The following is a 25,580-nucleotide window of genomic DNA, read 5'->3' as shown; positions in this document are numbered from 1 at the left end:
GGCGCGCCAACACCATGGTCCGGCCGAGCGGGGTCAAGCGGACGTCTCGCGTGGCTCCAGCCATTGGATCGCTTGTCCGTGGGGCCCGGTGAACGCCAAGGCGTTGCCATCCAGCGCCAGCACAAACCTCGCCGGCCCGCCTCCCGGCGCGGCCGGCAGGCTCGTCAGTCCTCGACCCAGCCGTGCCGACGGGCGTGTTCGAGCAGCTTGGTACGCACCTCGACGATCTGGCCGCCGGTGATGGACGGGACCGAGCTGATCAGCACGTCGGTGATCCGCTGGCTGAACTCCGACGACGAGATGACGTCGCACAGGCCGTCGTCGTCGGCCCCGGCCGGCCGGGCCGGCGGCTCCGAGATGACCTTGACCACGACCGCCTTCAGGCCCCGCTCGCCCTGCACCGCCTCGAACGAGACGCGGGTGCCGCGCGGGACGTTCTCCCGATATCGGCCGTCGAGCAGGGAGGCGTGCAGAAAGACGTCCTCGCTGCCGTCGTCGGGAGTGATGAACCCGTAGCCGTTGGCGCCACTGAATCGGACGACCGTGCCGGTTGCCGCCTCCATACCAACCTCACCTCCACCACCAAACCGCATCCCACCGCTGACGAGAGCCTACGCCGCCGGGCATGGCAGGATCGACCGGTGGACGGCTCTCTCTTCGCGGTCAGTGACCTGCATGTCTCGTACGAGGAAAACAGGGCCGTCGTCGACGGCCTGCGACCGGAATCGCCGGCCGATTGGCTCATCGTCGCCGGTGATGTCGGCGAGAAGTTCGCCGACATCGAGCAAACGCTGAAATTGCTGCGAGCGCGGTTCGCCGCGGTCATCTGGGCCCCGGGCAACCACGAACTCTGGTCGCACCCCGCCGATCCGGTCAAGCTGCGCGGCGAGGAGCGCTACCGGGCGCTGGTGCGCATGTGCCAGGACATCGGTGTGGTCACGCCGGAGGACGACTATCCGGTGTGGACCGGCCTCGGCGGTCCGGTCACGGTGGTGCCGCTGTTCTTGCTGTACGACTATTCGTTCCGCGCGCCGGGCACGGCGACCAAACAGGAGTCGCTGAAGGCGGCCTACGACGCCGGGGTCGTGTGCACCGATGAGTCGCTGCTGCATCCCGACCCGTTCGCGAGCCGGGAGGAGTGGTGCTGGGCCCGCCTGGCGGAGACCGCCGAACGGCTGGACAAGCTGGACCCCGAGATGTCCACCGTGCTGGTCAGCCACTGGCCGCTGCGTCGCGAGCCGACCGACGTGATGTGGTATCCGGAGTTCGCCCAATGGTGCGGCACCGAGCGCACCGCGGACTGGCACCTGCGATACCGGGCCAAGGTCGCCGTCTACGGCCACCTGCACATCCCCCGCAGCACCGAGTATGACGGCGTCCCGTTCGAGGAGGTCTCGCTCGGCTATCCGCGGGAGTGGAAGCGCCGCGGCGACGCCCCCGCACCGATGCGCAAGATCCTGGCCGGTGGGTGAACCAGGCCCCCACTGGAGGACCGCGGCCGCTTCGCCGCCGGTGGCTACGGGAACGGCTGCCGCGCTCTCTTCCCTGTGTCCTGCCCGCTGTTCAGCCCCTCCTGGTCGTCTGGGAACGACACGCGGGGCTGACCGGGGCCCGGTGCCGAGGGGCTACGGCAATGCCGCCGGCGTTACGGCGAGGCCTTTCTCCGCGTGCCCCGTCTCCTGCTTGGCTCCGCCCGGCGTGATGTAGCCGACGGGCATACGGCGCAGCACGATGAAGACGAGAACCGCCCACACGAGAGCCACACCCGCGCCGGTCAGGGCGGCGAGGTTCATGCCCTGGGTGAACGCCTCACGGGCGGCGGCCAGCAGCGAGCCGGCCAGGTCCGGCAGCGATGCGGCGACCTCCCAGGCGCCGCCGAGCGTGCTGTGCGCCGCCTCGACCGCGGCGGGCGGCGCGCCGGGCAACCGCACGCCGATCATCCGGTGGTGATAGACAGCGGCGCCGACGGTGCCCAGGATGGCGACGCCCAGCGCGCTGCCCAACTCGTCGCTGGTCTCGGCCAGGGCCGAGGCCGCGCCGGCCCGCTCCGGAGGAGCCGCGGTGAGCACGAGGTCGGCGATCAGTGGTGCGGTCATCATCATGCCGGCCGCGACCGCGCCGGATCCGAGCAACAGCTGCCACAGGTGGGCGTCGGGGCCCAGCAGGACGAGGACTCCGAAGCCCAGGGCGATCACGACCAGGCCCGTCCCGATGATCAGGCTGGGGCGGACCTTGCCGGTCAGGCCGATCGAGATGAACATGGCGATCACGACCGCCGGAATGGTGATCAGTGACCACAGGGCCGCGGTCAACGGGCGCAAGCCCATCACCAGCTGGAGGTACTGGTTGGCGTACAGGCCGATGCCGGTGAGACAGAAACCGGTGATGACCTTGGTCAGGATCGACATGGTGAACGGGCTGTTCCTGAACAGCCGGACGTCGATCAGCGGGTTGCGATGTCCCCACTGGCGGCGAATGAACACCAGACCCAACACCCGTCAACTCCGGAGCCGGTCGCGGAGCCATTCCCCCTTGGCATTTTATGAACAACAGACGTCAATTGATTGCTTTCAAGCACGGTAACCGAAGGGGCGGAAAGAAAGAGATGTGCGCCGACCACGTATCATGCGCTATACCAATGCGGTGAATAGGAGGCGGCTAGGCGATGCAGGATGAAAGCATTGCCGGGATCCCGGCCAGTATTCAGGCCGCGTGGGGCCGCAAGGCTCGCCCCACAAAGGGGCCGCGGCCGGGACTCAGCCTCGATCGGGTCGTTGAGGCCGCCGTGCGGCTCGCCTCCTCCCACTCGCTGGACGCGGTGTCGATGGGCCGGGTCGCCAGCGACCTCGGAGTCTCCACGATGTCGCTGTACCGATATGTCGGGTCCAAGGACGAGCTGCTCGAACTGATGATCGACGCCGTGTACGCGCCGGTGGCGAGCGCGCCGGACTCGGATGCCGGATGGCGCGCCCGACTGTCAGACTGGGCCTGGGGCAACCTGCGTGTGCTGCGGAAACACGGTTGGGTGCTGCGCATCCCGGTGCACGGCTATCCGATGACGCCCCACCAGATCGGCGTGATGGAGAACGGACTCAGCGCGCTGGGGGACACGGGCCTGGCCGAGAGGCGGTGACCGAGGCGTTCTCCGAGTCGGGAATGAGCGAGGCGCAGGGCACTTCGGCCTACGGTCGCATCCTGGCCCAGCTCGCGCCGGCCTCGAGTTACCCGGCCCTGCACGTGGTCATCGACGCGGGCGTCTTCGACAGGCAGGACCACCCGGACTTCGGCTTCGAGTTCGTGCTCGATCGGGTGCTCGACGGCGTCGAGGCGCTGGTGTCGCTGCGCGCGGTCGACCCGGCAGCCGGCGCGCCCGCTGCCGCCTCCTGATCCGCCGCGGTCCTCGCCGACGTCGAGGCGGAGCTCGGCGACCTCACCGGCCGAGCCCCAGCAGGCGGTCCTCCTGACCCGCGAGGACGTCTCCCCCGTTCGTTACCGTTGGACGCGGGCGCCGCCGCCACGAACGAGGGCCTCGACTTCCTTCAGGCTGGCCATGGAGGTGTCACCGGGCGTGGTCATCGCGAGGGCGCCGTGCGCCGCTCCGTATTCCACCGCGGTGGCGAGGCCATCCAGTTCCAGCAGCCCGTAGATCAGTCCTGAGGCGAAGCTGTCGCCGCCGCCGACGCGGTCGAGGATTTCCAGTCCGGGCCGGTGGGCCGCTTCGGCGAAACCGGTATCGGCGGACCAGGCGATCGCACCCCAGTCGTTGACCGTGGCCGTGCGGACGGTGCGCAGGGTGGTGGCCACGACCGTGAAGTTGTCGTACTCCTTCGTTACCGCCTCGATCATCCGCTTGAAGTTGTCGACCTCCAGATGGGACAGCGAGGCGTCGGTGCCGGGCACCTCGAAGCCCAGCGAGGCGGTGAAGTCCTCTTCGTTGCCGATCATCACGTCGACGTAGCGGGCCAATCGGCGGTTGACCTCCTGCGCGCGGCTCTGCCCGCCGAGCGCCTTCCAGAGGCTGGGCCGGTAGTTGAGGTCGTACGAGATGACGGTGCCGTGCCGAGACGCGGCCAGCATGGCCGCCTCCATGGTGTCCGGGGTGGTCTCGGACAGCGCGGCGTAGATGCCTCCGGTGTGCAGCCAGCGCACCCCGAGCGTGCCGAAGAGGTAGTCCCAGTCGACGTCGTCGGGGCGCAGCTGACTGGCGGCGGTGTGGCCGCGGTCGGAGGTGCCGACGGCGCCGCGGACCCCGAACCCCCGCTCGGTGAAGTTGAGCCCGTTGCGGACGGCGCGCCCGATCCCGTCGTAGGGCACCCATTTCACCAGTGACGTGTCCACCCCGCCCTGCAGGACCAGGTCCTCGATCAGCCGGCCCACCTCGTTGTCGGCGAGGGCCGTGACCACGGCGGTGCGCAGGCCGAAACAGCGGCGCAGGCCGCGGGCCACGTTGTACTCACCGCCGCCTTCCCATATCCGGAAGCTTCGAGCCGTGCGAACCCGGCCCTCGCCCGGGTCGAGGCGCAGCATGATCTCGCCGAGCGACACCAGGTCGTATCGACACTCGCCGGCGGGACGGATCTGGGGCATCGGTCATGCCTCCGCAGCGGGACGGGCGGCGGCAACGGCCGCCGCGGTGCGGGCTGTGACCTCGTCCCAGCGGCCGGCGGCGATCAGGTCGGGGGCGACCATCCAGGTGCCGCCGACCGCCAGGACCGCGGGATGGGAGAGGTAGTCGGCGAGGTTGTCGGTGTTGACTCCGCCGGTCGGGATGAACCGCAGCGAGCGGAACGGTGCGGCGAGCGACTTGATCATGCCGATGCCGCCGAGTTGCTCGGCCGGAAAGAACTTGACCGTGTCCAGGCCCGCGTCGAGCGCCATCTGGATCTCGGTCGCGGTGGCCGCTCCGGGGAACACCGGGACACCGAGCTGCTGGCAGTGTCGTACGACGGCGGGCCCGAAACCGGGGCTGACGATGAACCGCGCACCGGCCTCGACGGCCTGGTCGACCTGGGCCGGGGTCAGCACAGTGCCGGCGCCGACGAGCAGGTCCGGGCGCTCGGACATGACGCGCATGGCGTCGGCTGCGGCGTCGGTTCGGAAGGTCACCTCGATGCTGTGCAGGCCGCCTTGGGCGAGGGCAGCGGCGAGTGGATCCGCATCGCGGGCGTCGTCGAGCACGACGACCGGGAGGAGGCGGCTTGCGCCGATGGCGGACGCAACGCTTGCCTGTTCATCGTAGTGAACACCAGTCACATACATGACTATATCGGTAACGGTCACGGTGTCAACCCCGCTAAGGTATGCGTCATGTCATCATCCGAACCGTTCCAACCGGTGAAGTCCGCCAGCCGGACGTTGGACGTACTTGAGGCGCTCGCCGCCTCGCCCCACCGGCGTTCTTTGGTCGACCTGGCCCGCGCCCTGAACATCCCGAAAAGCAGTCTGCACGGCATTCTTCGGACGATGGCGAAACGCGGCTGGGTGGAAAGCGACGACACCGGAACCCGATTCGGGCTGGGCGTCCGCGCTCTTCAGGTCGGCGCCGCTTACCTCATGACGGACGACACCCTGGGCCTGTTGGGCGGGGTGCTCGACGACCTGTCGCAGCAGTTCGGGGAAACGGTACACCTCGGACGCCTCGACGGCGCGCATGTCGTATATCTGGCCAAACGCGAGTCGGTTCACCCCTTGCGGCTCTATAGCGCGATCGGCCGGCAGTTGCCGGCCCACGCCACCGCGCTGGGCAAGGTACTGCTCGCCGACCGCTCCGACGCCGCCCTCGACCAACTCCTGACGTGGCCGCTGCAGGCACTTACCCCGCATACCATCACGAGCCGGGACGCGCTGCGCGCCGAACTCAGCACCGTCCGGGCACGCGGCTACGCCGTGGATCGCGAGGAAAACACCGAGGGCATCGTCTGTTTCGCGATGGCCGTACCGTTGCAGACACCGGCGACCGACGCGATCAGCCTGTCCGTTCCGGGGTCCCGGCTCGGCGCGAACAGCGAGGAACAGATCGTGGCCGCGCTGCACCGGGCCGTCGACCAGATCAAGGCCGCGGGTGCACTGCTGTCCACGGCCTGAGGCGGCCAGCTCCTGTCAGGTAGTCGACTGGCCCCGCAGAGCCCAAAGTCTATATCAACCGCGCGCGCCCGGGCCGAGCCGGTATCCTTGGGGGCGCGCATTGCCTACTCCATTCTTGGGTTGTGCAACCTCGGGTTCGGATTGTGCTCTGCGTATTCACCGGGTTGTGACTGCGGCCCGGCACGGTGTTGGGGCGGCGCCCTCTAGACGCCGCCCCAACACTTCTCTGTCTGACTCCGAAGTTACGCGCCTGCCGCCGACTTCTCGGCCTGCAGCAGCACGTTGCCGGCCCGGTCGGTCAGCACGAGCTGGACCGTCGCACCGTCGACGACCTCCGCGGAGAGATCGGCGGACCGGTCCGCGGTCGCGGTGAACGACTTGCTCGCGAGGGTTCGGCCCGTCGCCTTGTCGACGAGCTCCACCCGCAGGTTCTGGCCGATGTGCGTAGAGAACACGTCACCGCGGACCGTCAGTTTGCCCTCGGTGCGCTGGAAGGCCACCTCAGCGGCACCCGCCTTGTTCGCGTTGGTGACGCCGGCCAGGTCCATGGTCGGCAGGAAGGTCTCCGTCCACGAGGTGGTCGCGCCCGGGGCGATCTTCGCCGCCTGGAAGAACCGGTCCGAGGTGCCCGCCCAGAGCTCGATGTACGGACGCGCCGAGCTGCCGTTGCGGTAGATGTTCGTGTCGAACGAGGAGTTGAAGCCCCACTCCCAGAACTTCATGCCCGGCGTCACCTTGTTGTCGCCGACCCGCACGACACCCTCGCCGTTCTCGTGGTTGATGACGCCCCACCAGTCGCCCTGCGGATTCTGCGCCAGGCCCTGGCCGTACGCGATGCCGTCACCACGCCAGTTGACCATCTTGTTGAGCTTGTCGAGGACCAGGTAGCGGTCGTTCGGAGTCGCCGGGTTGGCCGGCTTCTCCACATTCGCCATCCAGGTGTACGCGGGATCGCGCTGAATGACGCTGACCGGCGAGACGATCTCCATCGTCGGCGAGCCCTGGTTGGAGGCGGCACCCGGCGCGAGCGTGGTGCAGGTCCAGTACTCGTACGAAACGGTCTGGGTGCCGGGGTTGTGGATCCCGACCGACATGTCCACGCTCGGTGCCGTCTTGCCGACCGTGTAGGTCACGGCCGTTTCGAGCCTGGTCGGGCCGTAGACGTAACGCGACGGCCGGTCGGCGTAGTTGACGGTGTCCTTGTTGGTCATCGTGATCGAGACCGCGTCGGCGGTCTCGCTGATCGAGTAGTCCCACGGCAGGAACCAGTACTTGCCGTGCTCCGCCTCGGTCACCGTCGGGAAGATGCCGCCCCAGACCATGAGCCAGTTGTGGTAGAAGGGGCTGGTCCCGGGGCGCCCGACCGGGTTGTTGTTGAAGCCGTACGGCGTGCCGGTCGGGTTGGTGTACAGCAGATCGTTCCCCGTCGGCTTGTAGATCAACGAGAGCAGGCGGCCGCCGTAGCCTGGGATGAACGTCGCCTCGATGTACTTGTTCTCGACCCGGATCGCGTCGATCTTTTCGTTCACCAGCCGGTTCTCGACGTTTTCCCGTCGGACCGAGAGGTCACTCGGCGCGTTGGTGAACTCGAACGCGTTGTGCCGGAAGGTCACGCTCGCGTTCCGGTCGATGCGGAGGTAGTCAGCTGCGTTCGGGTCGTACGAGGTCTTCTTCGGCTTGGAGTTCGGCACCTTGAAGTCGACCGTCGCGCGGGTGTTGCCGACGCCGGCCAGATCGGTGATGGCACCCGCCTGGATGGTGACCGAGCCGCGGGTGCTGGCCTTCAGCAGGCTACCCTTCTCGATCTTGATGACGAGAGTGTGCAGGTCCGGGGCGTATGCCGCCACCTTCTCCAGGTTCTGCGCGAGCGTCGAGGCGCGGTCCCCGGCGCCTTCGAGAACGCCCGACAGATCGACCGCGGCGAGCAGCTGGGCACGGGTGAGCGTCGTGCCGCCGGTGCCGCCCGGCGTCTCGGCCAGCGGTACGTTCTCGTCCCCGCCGTTGACCGCGGCGATCTTGCGGTCGAAGGAGACGACGATCGTCTCCCGGTCGTCGCTGACAGTGATGTCGGTGACCCGGGGCGCGCTCCGCTGCTTGGTCGCGCCTTCGAACGACGCGGACAGGACGTCCGTGTTCGCCAGGTTGCCGATCGACGTGGTCAACGCGTGCTGCGCTCCGTTGATCGCGACCGCGTGCGATCCCGCGCCGAGATCCTCGGAGAACGTCAGGTCCCAGGCGGTGTTGTCCGTGCCGCCCACCTTCTGGACGTACACCGGACGGACCGTGGTGCCGTCCGGACGGGTGACCGTGATGCCTGTGCCGGTGTACCGCGAAGCGGGCATAGCGGCGTAGACCGGGTTCGCGAAGACGATGCGGACCGAACGTGAGTCGGTGGCCGTCGCCGATGCGATTGAGGCCTTCTCCGCCGGCCGGGTCGTGCCGCGCAGGTCTCGCGGGGTGGTCGTGGTCCCGCGCAGGGTCGAGCCGTTGGCGCCCGCGATGAGCAGCTCGTCAGCCAGGTCGCGACCCTTGCCGTCGAACCAGACCTGGTAACGCGCGTCGCCCAGGCTCGCACCCGCGCCCAGCAGCACGCGCAGCGAGCTCGTGTCCCCGTCAACCACGAAGAGACGGGTGCCGCTGATCCTGTTGAGCGCGCCGCCGTCGAGCGCCGCGTCCGGCTGCCCCGCCGTCCCGCCCGAGACCCGGATGAACTCCGTGAGGTAGGCCGGGTTTCCGATGACGAACTGACGGATCTGCTCGGTGAGGTCGTTGTTGAAGGTGATCTCGAACGACTTCGTGTCGAGGGCCCGTACGCCGGTTACGAGAAGGCGTGCCCGGTTCCCCTGCGACTCGTTCTTGCCCTGCGCGCCCGAAGCCGTAGCGTAACTCACCGCCGCGCCTGCGTTTGCCGGGACGCCCACAGCCGAAATGGCTACGGCTCCGATGACGAGGACGGCGAGGCGCGCCCTCAGTCTCCGTTTTCTACGCACTGCATCTCCTTACTTGCTGGCTACGCTGCCAGTGGTTGTGCAACCTCGGGATTTCAGGCGCCTGCTGCTGACTCGTCGCCGCAGACGCCGCACGGGGACCGGCGCAGTGACTGCTGCGCCGGCCACCGCGCCAGCTCAGGACTTGCTCTTGTCGATGAACTCCTGCGCGTTCTGCTTGGTGATCTGCGGAGAGTCGACAACCGTGTCCTTCTCCACGTTCTTGCCGTCGAGCACCTCGATCGCCCGGTCGAGCCCGAGGCGGCCGATCTGGTCGGCGCTGTTCAGTCCGGTGACGACGTAGTTCCCACCCTTGGCGATCTCCTGCAGCGCCTCGAGCTGGCCGTCGACACCGGCGAGGACGATCTGGCTGCTCAGGTTCGCGTTCGCGATGGCGCGCTGGGCGCCGAGGCACATCGCGTCGTTCTCGCAGAACACGGCCTTCAGGTCCTTGTGCGAGGCGAGCAGGCTCTCCATCACGGCCAGCCCGCCGTCGGAGCCCCAGTTCCCGAAGTCGGGCGCCTCGACGAGCGTGAACTTCGAGTCCTTGCCGAGCGCGGACTTCAGGCCGTTGGTCCGCGCCAGACCGATGCTGTTGTCGGCCGGGCCACCCTTGATGATGGCGACCTTGCCGCCGTCGGGCAGCTGCTTGGCGAGGAACTCACCGTCCTGCACACCGATCCGCTGGTTGTCCGGGCCGATCCAGCTGGTGTACTCGCCGGTCTGGAACTTCCGGTCGACGAGGATCACCGGGATCTTGGCCGCCTTCAGTGAGTTGAGGGCGGCGGGCGCCGACTCGAGCGGGCCACCGGAGATGATCACCGCATCGACTTTCCGGCTGATCAGGTCCTCGACGTTGGAGGCGAGCTTCGCGGCGTCGCCGTTGGCGTCGGTGCTGATGACCGTGACGCCCTTCCCCTCCGCCTGTGCCTTGATCGCCCGGTCCATGCCGTTGAAGTACGGGCCGCCGAGGGTGAAGTTGGCGACGCCGACAGTGCGGCCCTTGGCCTTGCCGTCGCCGCTGCCGTCGCCGTCCTTGTCCGAACTACACGCCGCGAGTCCGAGGCCCAGGGTCCCCACTAACAGCAGGGCGCCGATTTTGTTGAGTCGCATTCCTTCTCCTAAATGTGTTGGCCGTGATGCGGACTCAGGCCCGGCGACGCTGGGAGCGCCGCTGGACAAGAATGACCGCCACGATGATCAGTCCCTTGAGGACCTGCTGCCAGTAGCTCTGCACCCCGTGCAGGTTGAGCAGGTTGTTGATGAGTGCGAGCACGAGTACTCCGCCGAACGCCGCTCGCACCGAGCCGCGTCCACCGGCCAGGCTGGCACCGCCGATCACGCAGGCGGCGATGGCGTCGAGTTCGAAGGCGACGCCGACGCTTGGCTGGGCGATCCCGACCCGGCTGGCGAGGATCACTCCGGCCAGCCCGGCGCAGGCACCGCTGATCGCGTATGCGAGGACGACGTGCTTGCGTACGCTGATCCCGGCGAGCCGCACGGTCTCGGCGTTACCGCCGATCGCATAGATCGCTCGGCCGGCCGGCGTCTGGCTCAGGAAGATTCCGCCCACGATGAAGACCGCGAACATGATGACCGTGGTCAGCGGGATCGGACCCACCATCGCCGTGCCCAAGCTAAAGAATCCCGGGTCACTGGGGGAGATCGGCACCTCGGAGTAGACGAACGCCAGGCCTCGAATCGTCGTCAGCGCCGCGAGTGTGACCACGAACGGTGCGAGGTTGAAGCCGGCGATGAGGATGCCGTTGATGAGGCCGAAACCTATGCCGGCGGCGATCGCGACCGCCATGGCGACGGGAATCGGCAGGTCGGCTATGAGCCCGGCGCTCACAATGCCGGTGAACGCCACCACCGATCCGACCGAGAGGTCGATCCCGCCGGTGAGGATGACGACGAGCATGCCGAACGCCAGAAGCCCGGTGGTCACCATCTGCTTGAGCAGGTTGGTGAGGTTGCGCTCGGTCAGGAAGCCGTCGGTCGACAGCGCCAGGATGCCGACCAGGAGCACCAGCAGAACGACCAGTACGCCCATTGGAGTGATGCGACGACCGCCAATGAAACGCGGCCACCGGGACGACGACGTGGCCATCGCCTCGGTGGGCTTGGTCAAGCGCCTCGACGTCATGCTGCCTCTCGAATCGAATAGCCGAGGACCTGTTCCTCGGTCGCTCCTTCAGATCGAATCTCGCCGGATATCTGCCCGTTGCGCATGACCAGGACCCGGTCCGTCGCACCGATCACCTCTGCCAGATCCGAGGAGATGAGCAGTACGGCATGCCCGGATCGGGCCAGCGCGTCGATGGTCCGGTAGATGTCCACCCGGGTTGCCATGTCGACACCACGGGTCGGCTCGTCGAGGATGAGCACGCGCGGCTGGGTCAGCAGCCACTTGGCGAGGATGCTCTTCTGCTGGTTCCCGCCGCTCAGCGCGACGATCGGCAGCGCGGCGCAGTGACCGGGACGAATGTCGAACTTGGTGATCATCTCGTTGACGGTCGCCTTCTGGCGGCGCCGGTCGATCAGCGGGCCACGCTTTCGCGCATGCAGGGTGGCCAGCGCGACGTTGTCCCGCACGCTCATCGACGCGACCATCCCGGTGCGCTTGCGGTCCTCGGTCACGAGCGCCAGCCCGGCCGAGATCGCGGCCGCGGGATGGTCGAAGCGGACCGGCGCGCCGTCGAGGTGTACTGTCCCCGAAGCGACGCGGGTGTCGCCGAACAGGCACCGGGCGAGCTCGCTACGACCGGCGCCGACCAGCCCGAACATGCCGACGATTTCGCCCGCGCGGAGCGTGAAGCTCACGTTCTCGAACTCGCCGGGCCGGCTCAGCCCGCGTACCGTCAGCAGTTCCCCGCCCGGCTCCGGTCGCGCGTCCGGGTAGATGCGCTCAAGCTTGCGGCCCGCCATGAGCGTGATGAGCTCGTTTTCGCTCGTGAGGGCCGGTTCGGTCGTCTTGACGACCGTCCCGTCGCGGATCACCACGATCGATGTAGCCAGCTCGGTCACCTCGGCGAGCCGGTGCGAGACGTAGATGATCAGGACGTCGCGCTCCTGCAGCCGGCGGATGAGGGCGAAGAGCGCGTCGAGGTCGCGGCCGGCGAGCACCGCCGACGGCTCGTCGAGGACGAGCACGCGCGGCTCCGACGCCAACGCCTTGGCGATCTCGACCATCTGCTGGCGTGCGACCGTCAGGTCACCGGCCAGGGTGGCCGGGTCGATGCCGCTGAACCCGGCCTCGTCGAGCAGCGTTCTTGCGCGGCGGTGCGCCTCGGTCCAGTCGATCAGGCCGGCCCTGCGGGGCATCCGGCCCAGCAGCAGGTTCTCGGTCACCGAAAGCCCGGAGATCAGCGTCAGCTCCTGGTAGACCGTCCGGATCCCGGCGGCCTGGGCGTCGTGCGGGCTGCGGAGGGCCAGACGCTGGCCGTCCAGCCACAGCTCGCCGGAGTCCATCGACTCCGCCCCGGAAAGGATCTTGATGAGGGTGGACTTGCCGGCGCCGTTGGCCCCGACGACGGCGACCACGTCGCCGCCACCACCGATGAGATCCACCCCGTGGAGGACCTCGACGCTGCCGTACGCCTTGCGGACGGCGCGCACCTCGAGCGTCACGCGAACGCCCCCATCACGACCATCGTCTTCTGCCGGGTCAGGTCGGTGACGGTCTCGTGGATCCCTTCGCGGTAGCCACCGGTCTCCTTGGTACCGCCGAAGGGCAGGTTCTCCGCGCGCAGCGCGGTGGAGCCGTTGATGACGACGCCGCCGACGTCGAGCCGCTTGGCGACCTGGAAGGCGCGGGTGATGTCGCTGGTGAAGACCGCCGCCTGCAGTCCGTACGGAGACTCGTTGGCCATCCGGACCGCGTCGGCGACGTCGGAGAAGCGGGCGACCGGGGCCACGGGGCCGAAGATCTCCTCCGCGAGCGCCGGGCTCTGCGCGGGGACGTCGACGAGGACGGTCGGGATGAAGAAGGCGCCGTCGCGCGACCCGCCTGCGGCGAGCTTGGCGCCGTCCGCGACCAGTCGGCCGACCGCGGCCTCGACAGCGACCGCCGCGCTCTCCGCGATCAGCGGCCCGACGTCCGTCGTGGGCAGGAGCTGGTCGCCGACCGAGAGCTTGGCGGTTTGGGCGAGCAGCGACTCCACGAAGCGGTCGTGGATTCCATCCTGGACGTACACCCGCTTGACCGCGCAGCAGATCTGGCCGTTGCCGCGGGCGAGACGGCCGAGGACGACCGCCTCGGCGGCCTTGTCCACATCGGCGTCGTCGCAAACGATCAGCGCGTCGTTGCCGCCGAGCTCAAGCAGGACCTTCTTGAAGGTCGCGGCGCCGCGGCGGGCGATCTCCCGTCCCGCCGTTGTGCTGCCGGTCAGGGTCACGGCAGCGATCCCGGGAAGCTCGGCCAGCAGTTGCGAGACGCGCACGCCGCCGGTGACGAGCTGGTGCGCATAGCGGGGTGCGCCGGCCGCCGCGAACATCTCGTCGATCCGCACGAGGGACAGCGGGCAGCGCGACGGCGGCTGGACGACCACGGCGTTGCCGGCCGCGATGGCCGCCGCGGCCTTGTGCGCGTACAGCTCGACGGGGTAGTTGAAGGGGACGATGGCGGCGACGACGCCGAGCGGCTCGCGCACGGTGACCGCGAGGTGGGCCTCAAGACCCGGCACGGCGTCCAGCGGGATCTGCCGGCCGAAGATCCGGGTCGCTTCGGCGGCACAGCCGCGGAAGATGCGGATGGCCGCATCGATCTCTCCCTGCGTCTGCCCCAGCGGTTTGCCGTTCTCGGCCGCGAGCAGGCGGGCGAGTTCATCCCGGGCGGCTTCGATCCGGCTCGCGACGTCGAGCAGGAGTTCCGCTCGGGCGTGGGCGGGCATCGCGGCGACCGCTCGCTGTCCGCTCCCGGCATTCGCGACGATGGTACTGACCTGTTCCTCGGACAGGTCAGGCACCTGGCCAAGCAGTTCGCCGGTGCCAGGGTTGGTGACGTCGATCCGGGAAGGGCTCTCTGACATCGGTTCGTTCCTTTTCGTGTTCGGTTCGGCCTCGTTGCCGCTATCCCGCTGGGAGGGTGAAGGGGTTACCCGCATAGCCGATCCGACCGCTGATCTCGGCCGCGTACTCAATAGCTGAGGGAGCGAGCCGGCGGCAGTCCTCGACGCTGAACCGGTTGGCCGGCGCGGAGATACTGATGGCGCCGACCGCGGCCCCGGCTCTGTTCACCAGTGGAACGCCGATGCAGCGCACGCCTTCCTCGTTCGCCTCGTCGTCGAGCGCGAAGCCCTGCGACCGGACCAGCTCCAGCTCGGCGAGCAGGTCGGCGCCGACCAACGTCTTCGGTGTGTGGCGCTCGAGCGGCCCCGCGACGAACTTTCGCTGCTCGTCGGGGCTCGCGAGGGAGAGCATGGCCTTGCCCATGGAAGTGCAGTGCATCGGGGCTTGGCTGCCGATGTGCGACACCAGACGGACCGACTTGGCACTTTCGACTTTGTCGATGTAAACCAGCCGGCCGCCGAGCGGCACTCCGAGGTGAGCGGTCTCCCCGCTGATCTCGGCGAGCTTGACGAGGTAGGGATGCGCGGCCTTGCGCAGCACGTCCTCTTCGAGGTACCGACCCGCCAAGGTGACAAGGCCGATCCCGAGACGGTACGTGCCGGTGCCGGCGGTGTCGCGCTCCACAATGCCGAGCTCGATCAGCGACGTCACGTAGCGGTGCGCCGTGCTCGCCACGACTCCCGACCGAGCAGCCAGCTCCTGCAAACCGACACCCCCAGGCCCCTGCTCGGCGATGACGCTAATCAGCTCGAACGCCTTCGCAACACTGTGGGACTTCCTACCACTCTTCATTTTCGAGTTACTCGAATCTAATTCGGAATACGCGAAGGATGTGATCACTGTGCAACGCCGACCGATCCATGTCAAGGGCGTTACAGCCGGGTTTCAGATGCCGTACCCGGGCTCCTCGAAGCCACGTGGCGTCGATGGCCATGCATACGGTCGAATCGACACTTAGCCTTCAGCTAGATGGCCACAGCCGAGCCGCCCGCACCGGGGCTCCTCACGGACGCCGCGCGCCGGCCGGACCGCCGGGCGCACCGGCGTACCCAGGGCATCCGCTGCTACAGCCTCGGCGACGACCAAGATTCGCGCGCAAGCCTTGACATCCGTCAACTCCGCCGCTCTAGTAGATATACACATGCTTGATCGCCGTTCAGCATGATGAACGCCCTTCCCCGTTGTCGCCCGAAAAATTCGGGTAGAGAGGAAGTCCGCCGCTCATGAGTTCATTCAAAACACGTCGCGTCAGGCGTGCGACCACGACGCTCACCGCCGCAGCGCTGCTCGGAACGCTGGTCAGTGTGCCGTCGGCCAACGCAGCCCCGGGGGCCAACGATGGGCGCCCGGGCTGGCAGCTCAAGTACGTCGAGAGCTTCGGCAAGCCGATCCCTGACGGCGGTGAGTGGTTCGTCGACGACTACAGCGACCCCGTCGACGACCTCAACGACGACAACGGCGACGAGTACCGGCTGCGCTGGGGGCCGAACTTCGACGCCGCGATGAGCACGTTCAAGACGATGCGCAAGGAAACGCAGTTCGGGCACAGCGGTTGGCTGACGTCGTCGCTGTCGGCACGTGACAGTGGCGGCCGCGTCGACGACAGCTTCAACAAGATCGAGGACCGCCCGTCGATCACCAACGCGACGATTCCCGGTGCGGGCAGGGTTGGGGCGATCTCCACTCCGAAGCACACCGGAGGCGCGCTCATCCGTTCCACCGAGCCGCTGCCGCGCTACTACCGGATCGAGTTCAAACTCAAGACGCTCAACTACGGCGGCGAGCGCAACGGCTCGCTGTCCTACGACGGCAAGTTCAACGGCTACAAGACCGACGTCTGCAAGACGTTCTTCCCGTGGCCGCTGTCGAACAATGACCCGATCGTGCCGTCCGATCCGTGCGAGACGGACACGGCCGTCAACGGCAGCGTGCACTCCTACAACTCGTTCCACATGCTGTCGATCGTCGACTTCAAGCCGATGCCGCGCAACCTCGGCAGTTACCACCGGCATCGCAAGGTGCTGATCGACCAGTTCAGCCCGGCACCGAGCCGTGACAGCACCCGCCAGAGGGTCTGCAACTCCGCCACGGGCGAGTACTACCCGTGGAACGAAAGCAACCGCACGACCGTCAACATGCTGTTCTTCAACGGCCCCCAGAGCCAGCGGCAGACGTTCGTCTCCGACTGCGACGAACTGCCGGTCGCCGGCAACCAGATCTCGGCCGCCGAGATGATCCCCGAGCTGATGCCGTTCCAGGACTACCAGTTCGCGATCGAGCGCGACGAGACCGGCTACGCGATCGAGGCCAGTGGCAACTTCAAGCATGCCGGCCAGACGACGTACCGCTACCACCGCAAGTTCGTCGACACCGACCGCAACGACAACGGCACGATCTCCCAGAACGTGCCGATCTTCCGCTACAACGTGCCCGGCGACGAGTACGACGGCCGCTTCAACAGCTCCGCGACGGTCCGCGGCCCCTACGGCAGCCGTACGTGGAACGACATGTGGCCGGCCGGCTCGGAGTACCCCGAGTACTTCGTGATCGGCCAGCCGTACACGAATGTCGGCGAGGGTGACGCCTCGGTCGACGACATCCGGCTGTACGTGCGCAAGTAGCTCTCCCGCCGACATCGCACCAGCAGACGACGGCCGCGCCCGGTCCAACGGGCGCGGCCGTCACGCGTCATGGGAACAGCCTCGCATCAATCGAAATGTTGGAAGCCCGGCCACAGCTCGGCCCAGGTACCCTTTCGGTCGCGGCACACGAAGACGCGAGCTCTTTGCTCCTCGTTGTCGACGCCGTAACCGTTGTCGAGCTTGGCCTTCTCCACGCACGAGCCGAACGCCGGCGAGCGGGTCGGGTCGCCCTGTGAGACCAGCACCACGACCGTCGCGGACTCTGGCGGCCGGCCGAGGTACCACAGCTCGTTATGTCCACTGTAGACATCGGGCAGGCCGAGCGGCTTGCCGTAGCGGTCCAGCGAGCCGGCCTCGCCGTAGTTGCCGGTCAGCAGCACGGTGCGCGGCTTGTCCTCGGCCGGCAGATCGTCGTAGACCGCCTTGATCTGGGCGACGTACCGCGGCCAGCCGATCTGGTCCGAGACGCCCTGGTTGATCGCCGGGATCGGGGTCCCGCCCACGACGTCGATCGGCAGTACCGGCAGCGACGAGACCACCGCCACCCCGCAGTTGACGACGGTACCCGCGCCGAGCAGCCAGGGCCGCGCGCCGCCGCGGACGACCCAGCGAGCGGTCGGCACGGCGCCGATCGCGAACAGGGCGGCCAGGAGGCCGAAGCTGTAGTACGGCTGGCCGGCGACCACGAACAGCAGCACGAGCATCAGCGGGTAGGCGACGGCGAGCGCGCGCACCGGGCGCAGCTCGGGCCGGCGTAGCAGGGTCACGATCCCGGCGACCCACACCGGGACGAACAACGGGCCGAGCCACAGCAACTGCATCGGCACCAGCATGATGCGGGCGTCGGCGCCCTTGTTCTCGGCGAGCGCGTTGGCCATGGTGATCTGCGGGAAGTCGTTGGCGATCTGGTACAGCAGGTTGGGCAGCCCGACCACGACCGCGATCGCCGCGCCGGCCCACAGCCACTTCGACAGCAGCGCGCGGCGCGGACCGACGACCAGCAGCCCGGCGACGACGGTCAGCAACAGCAGGATCACGAGGTGCTTGTTGTAGAGCGCGAGGCCGGCGAACAGCCCGGCCGGCAGGAAGTACCGCGGCCGATCGTGCAGCAGGGCGCGCATCAGGCACAGGATGACGAGCAGCCACATCACCAGGTCGGGCGCCGCGGTGATCGTGATGTGCCCGGCCACGAGCGGGAAGGTGGTCCACACCCCGGCCGCGGCAAGGGTCTGCGCGAGCGCGCCGCCGCCCGCCTCCCGCGCCACGAGGGCGAGCAGGATCGCGGCCCCCGCGACGAACAGCACGCCCGGGATGCGGATCGCCCAGACCGTGTCGCCGAAGACGTCGATGCACAGCCGGACCATCAGCGGGGTGAACGGGGGCTGGTCGACGTACCCCCACTTGGGGTGCGCGCCCACGATGCGGAAGTACAACTCGTCGCGGTGGTAGTCGTACCGATTGATGGTGAGCAGCAGCATCAACGCCGCCCCGGCGGCGACCGCGCCCACGGACTTCCAGGCCAGCGGCTGCCTGGCGATGGGGAACCTGTCGATCACACCCGAGAATGTAGCTAACCGGGTCCATCCACGAAGTCCCGTGAAGGCCCGCAGATCGGGAGCTGGATTCAGGACGGCACGTTCATGGCGCTGCCGCCGTACCAGACGATCCGGTGCCCGTATTCGGCGGCGAGCGGGGCCAGGTCCGGCTCGCTGTACTCGGCGACCATGGCCTTGAACGCCGCGGCCTTGTCCTCGCCGAAGCGGGTCACGGCCGCGGTGTACGCCGCGGCCGACACGAAGCGCGGCGGCGTCGACTTGCTGTGGAACTTGTCGGCGTACATGACGAGCCGCTCCTCCGCGGTCTCGGCGACGTAGTCCTCCAGCGGCAGCGGCAGCTCCTGCCGCCGCACGTCGTCGCGGGTGAGGCCGACACCGGTGTGGTGCGAGCAGAACCGGGCGAGCGGCTCGGGGAAGCCCAGCTCGGCGAGGGCCTCGTAGCCGAGCAGCCCGTGCCGGATGTACGCCTCCGCGGGGGCCAGACGGTACACGCCGATGTCGTGCAGCAGGCACCCGGCGCGAACGAGGGCCGCGTCGACGCCGGGCGCCATGACCTGCTCAGCTATTCGGGCGACGATCTCGCAATGGACGTACACGAGGTCGAACGCGGCCGGAGTCGGGGCGAGCCGCTCGTGCAGTGCCCGGATCTCGTCGTCGGCAGGGATCCTCATGAGGAAGATCCTGTCGTACGACCGAACGCGGCCAGGTCCCGGTGTACATCGAACTCCCGTTCTTTCCCCGACGACCGTCAGCCGCAGGTCAGGTCGTCGAGCAGTGCCAACTCCCGCTGCATGATCGCCGGCGCCCGGTCCGGATCGGCCAGCACGGTGGCCAGGTAGAAGACCGTCGAGCGGTGCCCGTCCGGGGTGACAGCGTCGAGCGTGCTCATCCCGGGCATGTCGCCGAAGTGCGCCCAGTAGCCGCCGCACCGGTTGGGTATCCACATGATGCCCAGCCCGTAGGCGATGCCGGGCCGGATGTCCTGGAGCGACTCGGCCAGCACGGTCTGGTGCAGCTCGGCCATCTGTCCCGGCCGCAACAGCTGGCCGCGTGCCACCGAGCGGCGGCAATGACGATGCCCACGACCGAGAAGAAGCCGGTCACCACGGCGAACCCGGGCAACGGGATCGTCTCGCCACCATCGGGGATCTCGAAGTCGACGCCAACGGCCTGGGCGAGCGCGGCGGCGAGGGTGGTGGCCACCATCGCCGCGAGCGTGGCGATGAGGCCGGCGACGGCGAGCCCGCGGAGTCGGTGGGTGCGGCTGGTCCGGCCCGATGCCGGGCCTGCGGCGACCCCGGTGTCATTCATACTGTTCATGTCATTCCTTCGGCATTCGGTGACTGGCGTACGAACGCGTCGCACCACTGCGCCCGCGACCACCGCGACACACTCGCCACCGCGCAGCACGAGCGTCCACACCGGGACTACTCCGTGCCGTCCGCCGGCAGGCGCTCCGGCAGCCCGAGCCGCGGAAACTGGTCGTCGTGGAACGTGACGATCTCGGTGATCGCCCCGCCGGTGACGCGCAGGACGTCGATCGTCAGCGGCAGGTACGCGCCCTCCAGCTTCCGCCAGTGGTAGAAGGCGACGGCGGGCTGCCGGTTCACGGAGGTGGGGACGGCGCGCAGGTGCTTCATGTCCTCGAAGCCGTTGTCGACCCAGTCCTTCACCACCGTGTCGCGGCCGACGTACAGGCCCGGCGTGGGCGGCATCGAGCAGCGGACGTCGTCCCGCAGCAGCGCGGCGAGCCCGTCGATGTCCGTGGCGACGCTGGCGTCGGTATAGCGGCGTACCAGCTCGCGCGTCCCGGCGTCCTCCTCGCCGCCGGTCCAGTCCTGCCGTTCGGCGGGCAGGTGCTCCCGCATGCCGGCGCGGGCCCGCTGCAGCGCGCTGTTCACGGAGTTGACGGAGTCCCCGAGGAGCTCCGCGACGTCCTTCGCCGGCCAGCCGAGCACGTCCCGCAGGATCAGCACGGCCCGCGGGCGCGGCGCGAGGTGCTGGACTGCGACCAGGTACGCCAGCTCGATCGTCTCCCGCGCGACGGCGACGGTCTCCGGCTCGTCCGCGTCGCCCGCGGGCAGCTCGTCGAGCAGCCGGTCCGGGTAGGGCTGCAGCCACAGCGCCTCCCCGCCGGTCGCAGGCTCCGGGCGACACTTGGCGAGCAGATCCAGGCAGGCGTTGGTGGCGATCCGGTACAGCCAGGCCCGGAACGTCGACCGCCCCTCGAAGGTCTCCCGCCGCCGCCAGGCACGCAGAAACGTCTCCTGCACGGTGTCCTCGGCGTCCTCGAACGACCCGAGCATCCGGTAGCAGTGCACGTGCAGCTCCCGCCGGTGCCGCTCCGCCAGCCCCGAGAACGCCGGCTCGTCGACCTCCCCCAGACCGCTCCCACCGAGACCGCTCATGCCCAGCTCCTCCAGCCGCGTGTCCGCACTCATCACGCCATCCTTCCGCCCGTCGTGTCCCGTCGTAGGTATGACGGCTACGGGCGCGACAACTCATCACTAGAGTCGGTCGGCGCGGGTGCGCGACCGCCTGGCGCGTGCCGGGGTCGCCTGGTCAACGACGACGCGGCAGCCGGAGCACGGCTCCAGACTCGCAAAGCCGAAAACCGAGACTCACAGTCGCGTTACCGGATCGGCGGACACGCCAGGCCCACCGACTCCGGTCAGATCGCTTCGGCGATCCCGGTGAACGCCGCGGCGACCGCGGTGCGGGACGGACGTCGACGCCAGGTACATCGTTCATCGTCGAGAGTTCCGAAACAACGATGCGGCCGATGCTTTCGGCGATGGGCGATGAACGCGTTACTCGATGGACGTCGTGCGAACCTATCTATTTTCTCTTCACGTACAAGGCGATGGCTACGCAGAAGAAACAAAGCCCGATGAAAATCCACACGAGAGTCATGTAAATGAATGTATCGTGTCGTCCAGTTCATGCAAAGCACACCTTACGGGCCAGGTCGCTTCGACGGCCGGCCAGCGCTGACGGGCGGCTCAGCAGCAGGTCCGCCTCGATGCGGGTTTCGGCGTGGCGTGCGATAACCAACCGGCACACGCCGCCCCTCCGTGACAGCGCTCAGCCGATGTCGAAATCCGAAATGCCGGCCCGCCTGCCCGCCTCCAGCTCATGCCGGATCCGCCTGGAGCCCGCAGTCGGCGGCACGTCGACGGCGACCAGCCCGAAGCCCGGCCACGCCTCGCAGCCCAGGGCCGCGAACCGCGCGGCGACCGTGTCGAGCGACCCGGCGTCGGCGGGCAGGACCCGCGTGGTCCGATTGCGTCACCGGAGCCGGCGGCGGCCCAGGCGGAGTTGGGCACGCAGCACCTGGCGCGGGCGAAGCGGCGGAACGGGTAGCGGGTTGGCCGCGGTCGCGCGTAGGCCGTCGAGGGTCAGGGCGAGGTAGCGGCGCCAGGCCTGAGGGTCGACGGCATAGGTCGCCTCGCTGACACGCGAGTGCGCCCAGACGATGAACGCCACATCCTCGGCCGCGATGTCGGGGCGCAGGCTGCCCTCGGCCTGGGCCCGCTCGACGATGCGACGGCCGAGGTCGTACGCACGTTTCCGGGCCGCTTCGATCCCGGCCGCATACGGAAAGCGCATCGACGCGATGTCGTTGAAGCCGAGATCGCCGGCCTGCAGTTCGCAGACGCGCTCGAGGAAGAACGTGAGTCCGTCCCAGGCCGGCTCCATCACCACGGCGGCCTCGGCCGCTTTGATCCAGGCCCGTTTCTTCTCCGCCATGACGGCCCCCACCAGATCCATCCGCGTGGGGAAATGGCGATACAGCGTGCCGATCGCCAGCCCGGCCCGGCGGGCAATGCCCTCCAGCGCGGCGTCGAGGCCCTCCTCCGCGAACACCGCCCTGGCGGCGTCAAGCAGTGCGGCCCGGTTGCGCTGCGCGTCCCTGCGCAGAGAGCCGATCGGCGGCTTGCGTGTCGTCACTCGCACAGCCTACAACCTGAGGTAGCCCTCCGATTTCGGCAGCGAACATGAGGCATGCCTCGATTTCGGACAAAAACCAGTGCTCCAGCCCATTGCGGGACAACACTGAACCGGCCTAGCCTTTCGTCAATCCGATTGGTTGCCGGATCCCGCGCCCGGGCGGTGCGGCGGGGCCGACGGCACAGTGCTCACATCGAGCCGACTCATCGCATACAGCGGAGGGAAGAACCATGTCACGGTACGAGTGGAATGAAACCCACCCGGGGATCAACCGGCTCAAGGCGGCCGTGGCCGCGGCCCGCTCGAATGTCATCACCCACGAGATGTACTCCCGCCTGGACTCGCACGCGGCCATCGTCACCTTCATGGAGCACCACGTCTACGCCGTGTGGGACTTCATGTCGCTGCTGAAGTCGCTGCAGCGCAGCCTGACCTGCGTCGATGTTCCCTGGGTCCCCACCGGCCCGACGTCGAGCCGGCGCCTGATCAACGACATCGTCCTGGTGGAGGAGAGCGACGAGCTGGGCGGCGGGTTCATCAGCCACTTCGAGCTCTACGTGCAGGGCATGACCCAAGCCGGGGCCGACACGACGGTCATCGAGCCGTTCATCGACCTGATCCGCACCGGCACGCCGGTGCCGGAAGCCCTGCGGGCTCTGCCCGTGCCCGCCCCGGCCGCCGAGTTCGTCCGCAGCACCTGGACCTTCATCCAGACCCTGCCGCTGCACTGCCAAGCCGCGGCGTTCGCGTTCGGCCGCGAAGACCTTATCCCCGAAATGTTCCAGCAGGTCGTCGACGTCAACGAGAACCTCGGCCGGCTCGACCTCTTCGTCGACTACCTGCGCCGGCACATTCAGGTCGACGACGAGGAACACACCCCGATGGCCATGCAGATGCTCGCGGACCTCTGCGGTGACGACGAGGCCAAGTGGCAGGAGTGCGTCGGGGCCGTCACCGCCACCCTGAACGCCCGCGTGCGACTCTGGGACGGGATCACCGCAGCCATCAAGGAGCCGGCGGTCAGCCTGGCCGGGCAAGCCTCATAGCCCGCTACCGCATCACGTACCGCTGCCTGCGGGGTCACACCGCGCAACCAGGATGGGAGCCGCCGGAAGTACCCGCGCTGCGGCAGCCCACGCAAGCGATCAAGATCACAAATCCCGAGGCGGACAACCTCTCGACGAACCGGTTCCGACCCGGTAGGCCTACCCGGTACACATTCAACGGGAGGCACGAAAGACCATGACCACACCCCCACAGCAGCAGCCGCAGGAACAGGAACAGGCACAGGCGCCCCTGCAGCAGCCCGTGGCGCCGCAGCCGGCCAAGAAGGGCATCAAGGTCCCGCGGCTGGTGATCTCGCTCGTCATCCTGGTCGTGCTGGGCGCCGTCGGCTGGTACCTCAACCGCGACGCCGCGCTGAACGCCAAGGTCGGCGACTGCCTGCACCAGAAGAGCGCGAACAACGTGGTTCTCGTCAAGTGCGACAGCGCCGACGCGAACTTCGTCGTGCTCGGCCGGGTCGAGGACAAGACCGAGAGCGAGGTCGACAAGGCCGGCGTGTGCGACCAGTGGGCCGACACGACGAGCGCCTACTGGGAGGGCAAGCGGGGCCGGAAGGGCACGGTCCTCTGCCTGAAGGACAAGTAAGACCCCCGGTGGTACCGCGGGCCGTCAGCCGGCCCGCGGTACCACTGCGTCCAGCGGCCAGGCGCAGCCCGGGCGTCTCGCCGGCGTCGGTGAGCCGCACCAGCAGGTGCGCCATGCGCTCCTCGAAGCAGTCCGGCTTGGCGATCCAGCCGAATTCCACAACCACCGGTCAGGCCCATCCGTCGCGCCGCTCGCCCCGCCCGGCCGGCGCGGCAGCAGGACCGCCGCCGAGGCGACCGCGCTGAGCCAGGGCGCCACGAGCTCGACCGACTCGGCCGGGGCGAGCAGGAGCAGGCCGCCGCACCTGCCCCCTTGAGCCCGGACCGCGACCCCGCGCGACGCTACCGGCAGGCCCGAGCGATCACCTGCATATTTCGGGTCTTGACATAAGCGGGATCGACCATAGATGGTCGTGCGTTCGGGACGGGGCCGACAGGTGACCGCCGCCCGCGTGTCCGGTGATCGACGTCAGGCGACGGAGGCGGCATGCTCCAGCTCATACTCGGTGCACTGCGGCGGCGGCCGGCACAAGCGGCCACCGTGTTCGCGCTCGGGGTGTTGCTCTGCGCGATCGCCGCCGCCGGGCCGCAGTTCGCCGCCGCGGCCACGGCCCGGTCGGCCGCCGCCGACATCGACACCGCGGCGCCGGCCCAGCGGCTGCTCACCGTACACCGCGGGGCACCGGCCGCCGGGGATCCCGAAGGGGCGTTGGCCGAGTTCCGGCATACCGTCGAAGCGATCTTGCCACCGGGTGGCGCGCGGCCCGTGCTCGGGCTGACCCGGACGCTCATCAGCATTGCCGGCGCCACGCGAACCGCGCCGGTCGCCTACCGCGACGACGCGTGCGCTCACATGCGCATCACGGGCGCGTGCCCGGACGCGGCGGGTGAGGCGGTGGTCAGCCGGCAGACGGCGAACACCCTCGGCGTCCACGAGGGCGACCCGCTCACGCTGCGCACCGAGGCGGGACTGCAGGTGGCCCTGCGCGTCACCGGCGTCTACGAGCGCGCCGGGGAGTCCGGCGAATACTGGGCGGAACCGATGTTCGGAGCCGGGCGGATCGCGGCCGGCAAGGAGTCGCTCGACCCGGTGTTCGTCGATCTCGCGACGTTCGCCGATGCGCACCTGGACGAGCCGACCGCCGTCTACACCGCGCCGCTGCCGCCGTGGCTCGTCGGCGGGCTCAGCGCCGGTGCGGTCGCCGAGCGGCTGGCGGTGACGCGGACGGCCCTGCGCGACAAGGGGTTCGAGCTCGTGCAGCCGAGCGAGGAACTGCTGCGGGCCGTTGCCGCCGACCGGGACGCGATCCGGCGAGGGCTGTTCGCCGGGTGGGTGCAGGCGCTCGCGCTGTGCTGGCTGGCGCTGGCCGTCGTCGGGCGGCACACCGCGCAGGACCGGCGCCGGGACGTGGCGCTGCTCAAGCTGCGCGGCGCGACCCGGCGGCGGACCGCACGGCTGATCGTCGGGCAGCACCTGCTGCCGATGCTCATCGCCGTGCCCGTCGGGGTGCCGCTCGGCATCGCCGGCGCCCGGGCCGCGGCCGGCGCCGGAGTGCTCGCGGCCGACGGCACGGCGATCGCGCGGCTCACCGCGGCGGCCGTCGCCGGTGCGCTCGCCGCCGGCGTCGCGGTACTGGCGCT

General features: G+C 68.8%; 23 protein-coding genes and 2 pseudogenes. 8 read left to right on the top strand and 17 right to left on the bottom strand.

The window, feature by feature from the left end:
* Positions 1 to 164: 164 nt before the first annotated feature.
* Positions 165 to 563: a cold-shock protein gene (locus ABT297_RS20805; protein ID WP_350551906.1), complete on the bottom strand. Its 399-nt coding sequence runs from the start codon at positions 561 to 563 to the stop codon at positions 165 to 167.
* 78 nt (positions 564 to 641) lie between these two features.
* On the opposite strand from ABT297_RS20805, the gene ABT297_RS20800 reads away from it, so the two are divergent.
* A complete protein-coding gene (locus tag ABT297_RS20800) occupies positions 642 to 1,472 on the top strand; it encodes a metallophosphoesterase family protein (protein ID WP_350551903.1) in 831 nt (276 codons plus the stop codon).
* A 153-nt stretch (positions 1,473 to 1,625) separates the two neighbouring features.
* On the opposite strand, the gene ABT297_RS20795 is transcribed toward ABT297_RS20800, so the two are convergent.
* Complete coding sequence (locus ABT297_RS20795; RefSeq protein WP_350551901.1) at positions 1,626 to 2,495, bottom strand: MFS transporter; 870 nt, start codon at positions 2,493 to 2,495, stop codon at positions 1,626 to 1,628.
* 170 nt (positions 2,496 to 2,665) lie between these two features.
* Here ABT297_RS20795 and ABT297_RS20790 point away from each other — a divergent pair, with 170 nt between their 5' ends.
* Positions 2,666 to 3,133, top strand: coding sequence for a TetR/AcrR family transcriptional regulator (locus ABT297_RS20790; protein ID WP_350551898.1), 468 nt, complete (start codon positions 2,666 to 2,668; stop codon positions 3,131 to 3,133).
* Complete coding sequence (locus ABT297_RS20785) at positions 3,130 to 3,387, top strand: hypothetical protein (RefSeq protein WP_350551896.1); 258 nt, start codon at positions 3,130 to 3,132, stop codon at positions 3,385 to 3,387. Before ABT297_RS20790 ends, ABT297_RS20785 begins: the two co-directional genes overlap by 4 nt.
* Positions 3,388 to 3,489: 102 nt before the next feature.
* Here the strand turns inward: ABT297_RS20785 and ABT297_RS20780 are convergent, their stop codons facing one another.
* Positions 3,490 to 4,587: a sugar kinase gene (locus tag ABT297_RS20780; RefSeq protein ID WP_350551893.1), complete on the bottom strand. Its 1,098-nt coding sequence runs from the start codon at positions 4,585 to 4,587 to the stop codon at positions 3,490 to 3,492.
* 3 nt (positions 4,588 to 4,590) lie between these two features.
* Positions 4,591 to 5,259: a bifunctional 4-hydroxy-2-oxoglutarate aldolase/2-dehydro-3-deoxy-phosphogluconate aldolase gene (locus ABT297_RS20775; protein WP_502885604.1), complete on the bottom strand. Its 669-nt coding sequence runs from the start codon at positions 5,257 to 5,259 to the stop codon at positions 4,591 to 4,593.
* A gap of 48 nt (positions 5,260 to 5,307) precedes the next feature.
* Here ABT297_RS20775 and ABT297_RS20770 point away from each other — a divergent pair, with 48 nt between their 5' ends.
* Entirely contained in the window at positions 5,308 to 6,084 is a 777-nt protein-coding gene (locus ABT297_RS20770) for an IclR family transcriptional regulator (RefSeq protein ID WP_350552047.1), read from the top strand.
* 242 nt (positions 6,085 to 6,326) lie between these two features.
* Here the strand turns inward: ABT297_RS20770 and ABT297_RS20765 are convergent, their stop codons facing one another.
* From ABT297_RS20765 to ABT297_RS20740, 6 genes are all read right to left on the bottom strand, one after another.
* Positions 6,327 to 8,975 carry a DUF5107 domain-containing protein gene (locus ABT297_RS20765; RefSeq protein WP_350551888.1) on the bottom strand — a complete coding sequence of 883 codons (2,649 nt, stop codon included), beginning with the start codon at positions 8,973 to 8,975 and terminating at the stop codon, positions 6,327 to 6,329.
* Between the two features lie 234 nt (positions 8,976 to 9,209).
* The gene (locus ABT297_RS20760; protein ID WP_350551886.1) at positions 9,210 to 10,184 is read right to left on the bottom strand and encodes a substrate-binding domain-containing protein; all 975 of its coding nucleotides are present in this window, start codon (positions 10,182 to 10,184) and stop codon (positions 9,210 to 9,212) included.
* A 34-nt stretch (positions 10,185 to 10,218) separates the two neighbouring features.
* Complete coding sequence (locus ABT297_RS20755) at positions 10,219 to 11,124, bottom strand: ABC transporter permease (protein ID WP_350551883.1); 906 nt, start codon at positions 11,122 to 11,124, stop codon at positions 10,219 to 10,221.
* 89 nt (positions 11,125 to 11,213) lie between these two features.
* A complete protein-coding gene (locus ABT297_RS20750; RefSeq protein WP_350551881.1) occupies positions 11,214 to 12,701 on the bottom strand; it encodes a sugar ABC transporter ATP-binding protein in 1,488 nt (495 codons plus the stop codon).
* Positions 12,698 to 14,101 (bottom strand): aldehyde dehydrogenase family protein, encoded by a 1,404-nt coding sequence (locus ABT297_RS20745; protein WP_350551879.1) that lies wholly within the window; start codon positions 14,099 to 14,101, stop codon positions 12,698 to 12,700. Before ABT297_RS20745 ends, ABT297_RS20750 begins: the two co-directional genes overlap by 4 nt.
* Positions 14,102 to 14,141: 40 nt before the next feature.
* Positions 14,142 to 14,933 carry an IclR family transcriptional regulator gene (locus tag ABT297_RS20740; protein ID WP_350552044.1) on the bottom strand — a complete coding sequence of 264 codons (792 nt, stop codon included), beginning with the start codon at positions 14,931 to 14,933 and terminating at the stop codon, positions 14,142 to 14,144.
* A gap of 431 nt (positions 14,934 to 15,364) precedes the next feature.
* Here ABT297_RS20740 and ABT297_RS20735 point away from each other — a divergent pair, with 431 nt between their 5' ends.
* Positions 15,365 to 16,762, top strand: a complete 1,398-nt coding sequence (locus tag ABT297_RS20735; protein WP_350551877.1) for a hypothetical protein — start codon at positions 15,365 to 15,367, stop codon at positions 16,760 to 16,762.
* A gap of 86 nt (positions 16,763 to 16,848) precedes the next feature.
* Here the strand turns inward: ABT297_RS20735 and ABT297_RS20730 are convergent, their stop codons facing one another.
* The 7 genes and pseudogenes from ABT297_RS20730 to ABT297_RS20700 form a co-directional block, all read right to left on the bottom strand.
* Entirely contained in the window at positions 16,849 to 18,339 is a 1,491-nt protein-coding gene (locus ABT297_RS20730) for an ArnT family glycosyltransferase (protein ID WP_350551874.1), read from the bottom strand.
* Positions 18,340 to 18,407: 68 nt separating this feature from the next.
* A complete protein-coding gene (locus ABT297_RS20725; protein WP_350551871.1) occupies positions 18,408 to 19,010 on the bottom strand; it encodes an HD domain-containing protein in 603 nt (200 codons plus the stop codon).
* 77 nt (positions 19,011 to 19,087) lie between these two features.
* The gene (locus ABT297_RS20720; protein WP_350552053.1) at positions 19,088 to 19,396 is read right to left on the bottom strand and encodes a serine hydrolase domain-containing protein; all 309 of its coding nucleotides are present in this window, start codon (positions 19,394 to 19,396) and stop codon (positions 19,088 to 19,090) included.
* A 14-nt stretch (positions 19,397 to 19,410) separates the two neighbouring features.
* Positions 19,411 to 19,650, bottom strand: a pseudogene (locus tag ABT297_RS20715) (DUF6069 family protein); the annotation flags it as partial.
* A 116-nt stretch (positions 19,651 to 19,766) separates the two neighbouring features.
* Entirely contained in the window at positions 19,767 to 20,747 is a 981-nt protein-coding gene (locus tag ABT297_RS20710) for an RNA polymerase subunit sigma-70 (RefSeq protein ID WP_502885605.1), read from the bottom strand.
* Positions 20,748 to 21,423: 676 nt separating this feature from the next.
* Positions 21,424 to 21,612, bottom strand: a pseudogene (locus tag ABT297_RS20705) (DUF4265 domain-containing protein); the annotation flags it as partial.
* A gap of 15 nt (positions 21,613 to 21,627) precedes the next feature.
* Positions 21,628 to 22,290, bottom strand: coding sequence for a TetR/AcrR family transcriptional regulator (locus tag ABT297_RS20700; RefSeq protein WP_350551865.1), 663 nt, complete (start codon positions 22,288 to 22,290; stop codon positions 21,628 to 21,630).
* Positions 22,291 to 22,520: 230 nt separating this feature from the next.
* Between ABT297_RS20700 and ABT297_RS20695 the strand changes: the two genes are divergently transcribed.
* The 3 genes from ABT297_RS20695 to ABT297_RS20685 all read left to right on the top strand — a co-directional run.
* Complete coding sequence (locus ABT297_RS20695; RefSeq protein WP_350551862.1) at positions 22,521 to 23,336, top strand: DUF3050 domain-containing protein; 816 nt, start codon at positions 22,521 to 22,523, stop codon at positions 23,334 to 23,336.
* 196 nt (positions 23,337 to 23,532) lie between these two features.
* Positions 23,533 to 23,940, top strand: a complete 408-nt coding sequence (locus ABT297_RS20690; protein WP_350551859.1) for an LppU/SCO3897 family protein — start codon at positions 23,533 to 23,535, stop codon at positions 23,938 to 23,940.
* A gap of 486 nt (positions 23,941 to 24,426) precedes the next feature.
* Positions 24,427 to 25,580, top strand: a 1,154-nt coding sequence (locus tag ABT297_RS20685; protein WP_350551856.1) for an FtsX-like permease family protein, incomplete at its 3' end; no start/stop codon positions are given.

This window comes from Dactylosporangium sp. NPDC000555 (assembly GCF_040300025.1).
Lineage (GTDB): Bacteria > Actinomycetota > Actinomycetes > Mycobacteriales > Micromonosporaceae > Dactylosporangium.
This window is presented reverse-complemented; position numbering and strand designations above follow the sequence as displayed.

What these genes read in the sequence shown, in the direction of transcription:
- ABT297_RS20735 (WP_350551877.1), top strand. Translation starts at nt 15,365, where the DNA reads ATGAGTTCATTCAAAACACGTCGCGTCAGGCGTGCGACCACGACGCTC.
- ABT297_RS20690 (WP_350551859.1), top strand. Translation starts at nt 23,533, where the DNA reads ATGACCACACCCCCACAGCAGCAGCCGCAGGAACAGGAACAGGCACAG.
- ABT297_RS20780 (WP_350551893.1), bottom strand. Translation starts at nt 4,587, where the DNA reads ATGCCCCAGATCCGTCCCGCCGGCGAGTGTCGATACGACCTGGTGTCG.
- ABT297_RS20745 (WP_350551879.1), bottom strand. Translation starts at nt 14,101, where the DNA reads ATGTCAGAGAGCCCTTCCCGGATCGACGTCACCAACCCTGGCACCGGC.
- ABT297_RS20770 (WP_350552047.1), top strand. Translation starts at nt 5,308, where the DNA reads ATGTCATCATCCGAACCGTTCCAACCGGTGAAGTCCGCCAGCCGGACG.
- ABT297_RS20790 (WP_350551898.1), top strand. Translation starts at nt 2,666, where the DNA reads ATGCAGGATGAAAGCATTGCCGGGATCCCGGCCAGTATTCAGGCCGCG.
- ABT297_RS20760 (WP_350551886.1), bottom strand. Translation starts at nt 10,184, where the DNA reads ATGCGACTCAACAAAATCGGCGCCCTGCTGTTAGTGGGGACCCTGGGC.
- ABT297_RS20740 (WP_350552044.1), bottom strand. Translation starts at nt 14,933, where the DNA reads ATGAAGAGTGGTAGGAAGTCCCACAGTGTTGCGAAGGCGTTCGAGCTG.
- ABT297_RS20775 (WP_502885604.1), bottom strand. Translation starts at nt 5,259, where the DNA reads ATGTATGTGACTGGTGTTCACTACGATGAACAGGCAAGCGTTGCGTCC.
- ABT297_RS20725 (WP_350551871.1), bottom strand. Translation starts at nt 19,010, where the DNA reads ATGAGGATCCCTGCCGACGACGAGATCCGGGCACTGCACGAGCGGCTC.
- ABT297_RS20805 (WP_350551906.1), bottom strand. Translation starts at nt 563, where the DNA reads ATGGAGGCGGCAACCGGCACGGTCGTCCGATTCAGTGGCGCCAACGGC.
- ABT297_RS20695 (WP_350551862.1), top strand. Translation starts at nt 22,521, where the DNA reads ATGTCACGGTACGAGTGGAATGAAACCCACCCGGGGATCAACCGGCTC.
- ABT297_RS20755 (WP_350551883.1), bottom strand. Translation starts at nt 11,124, where the DNA reads ATGGGCGTACTGGTCGTTCTGCTGGTGCTCCTGGTCGGCATCCTGGCG.
- ABT297_RS20710 (WP_502885605.1), bottom strand. Translation starts at nt 20,747, where the DNA reads ATGAGCGGTCTCGGTGGGAGCGGTCTGGGGGAGGTCGACGAGCCGGCG.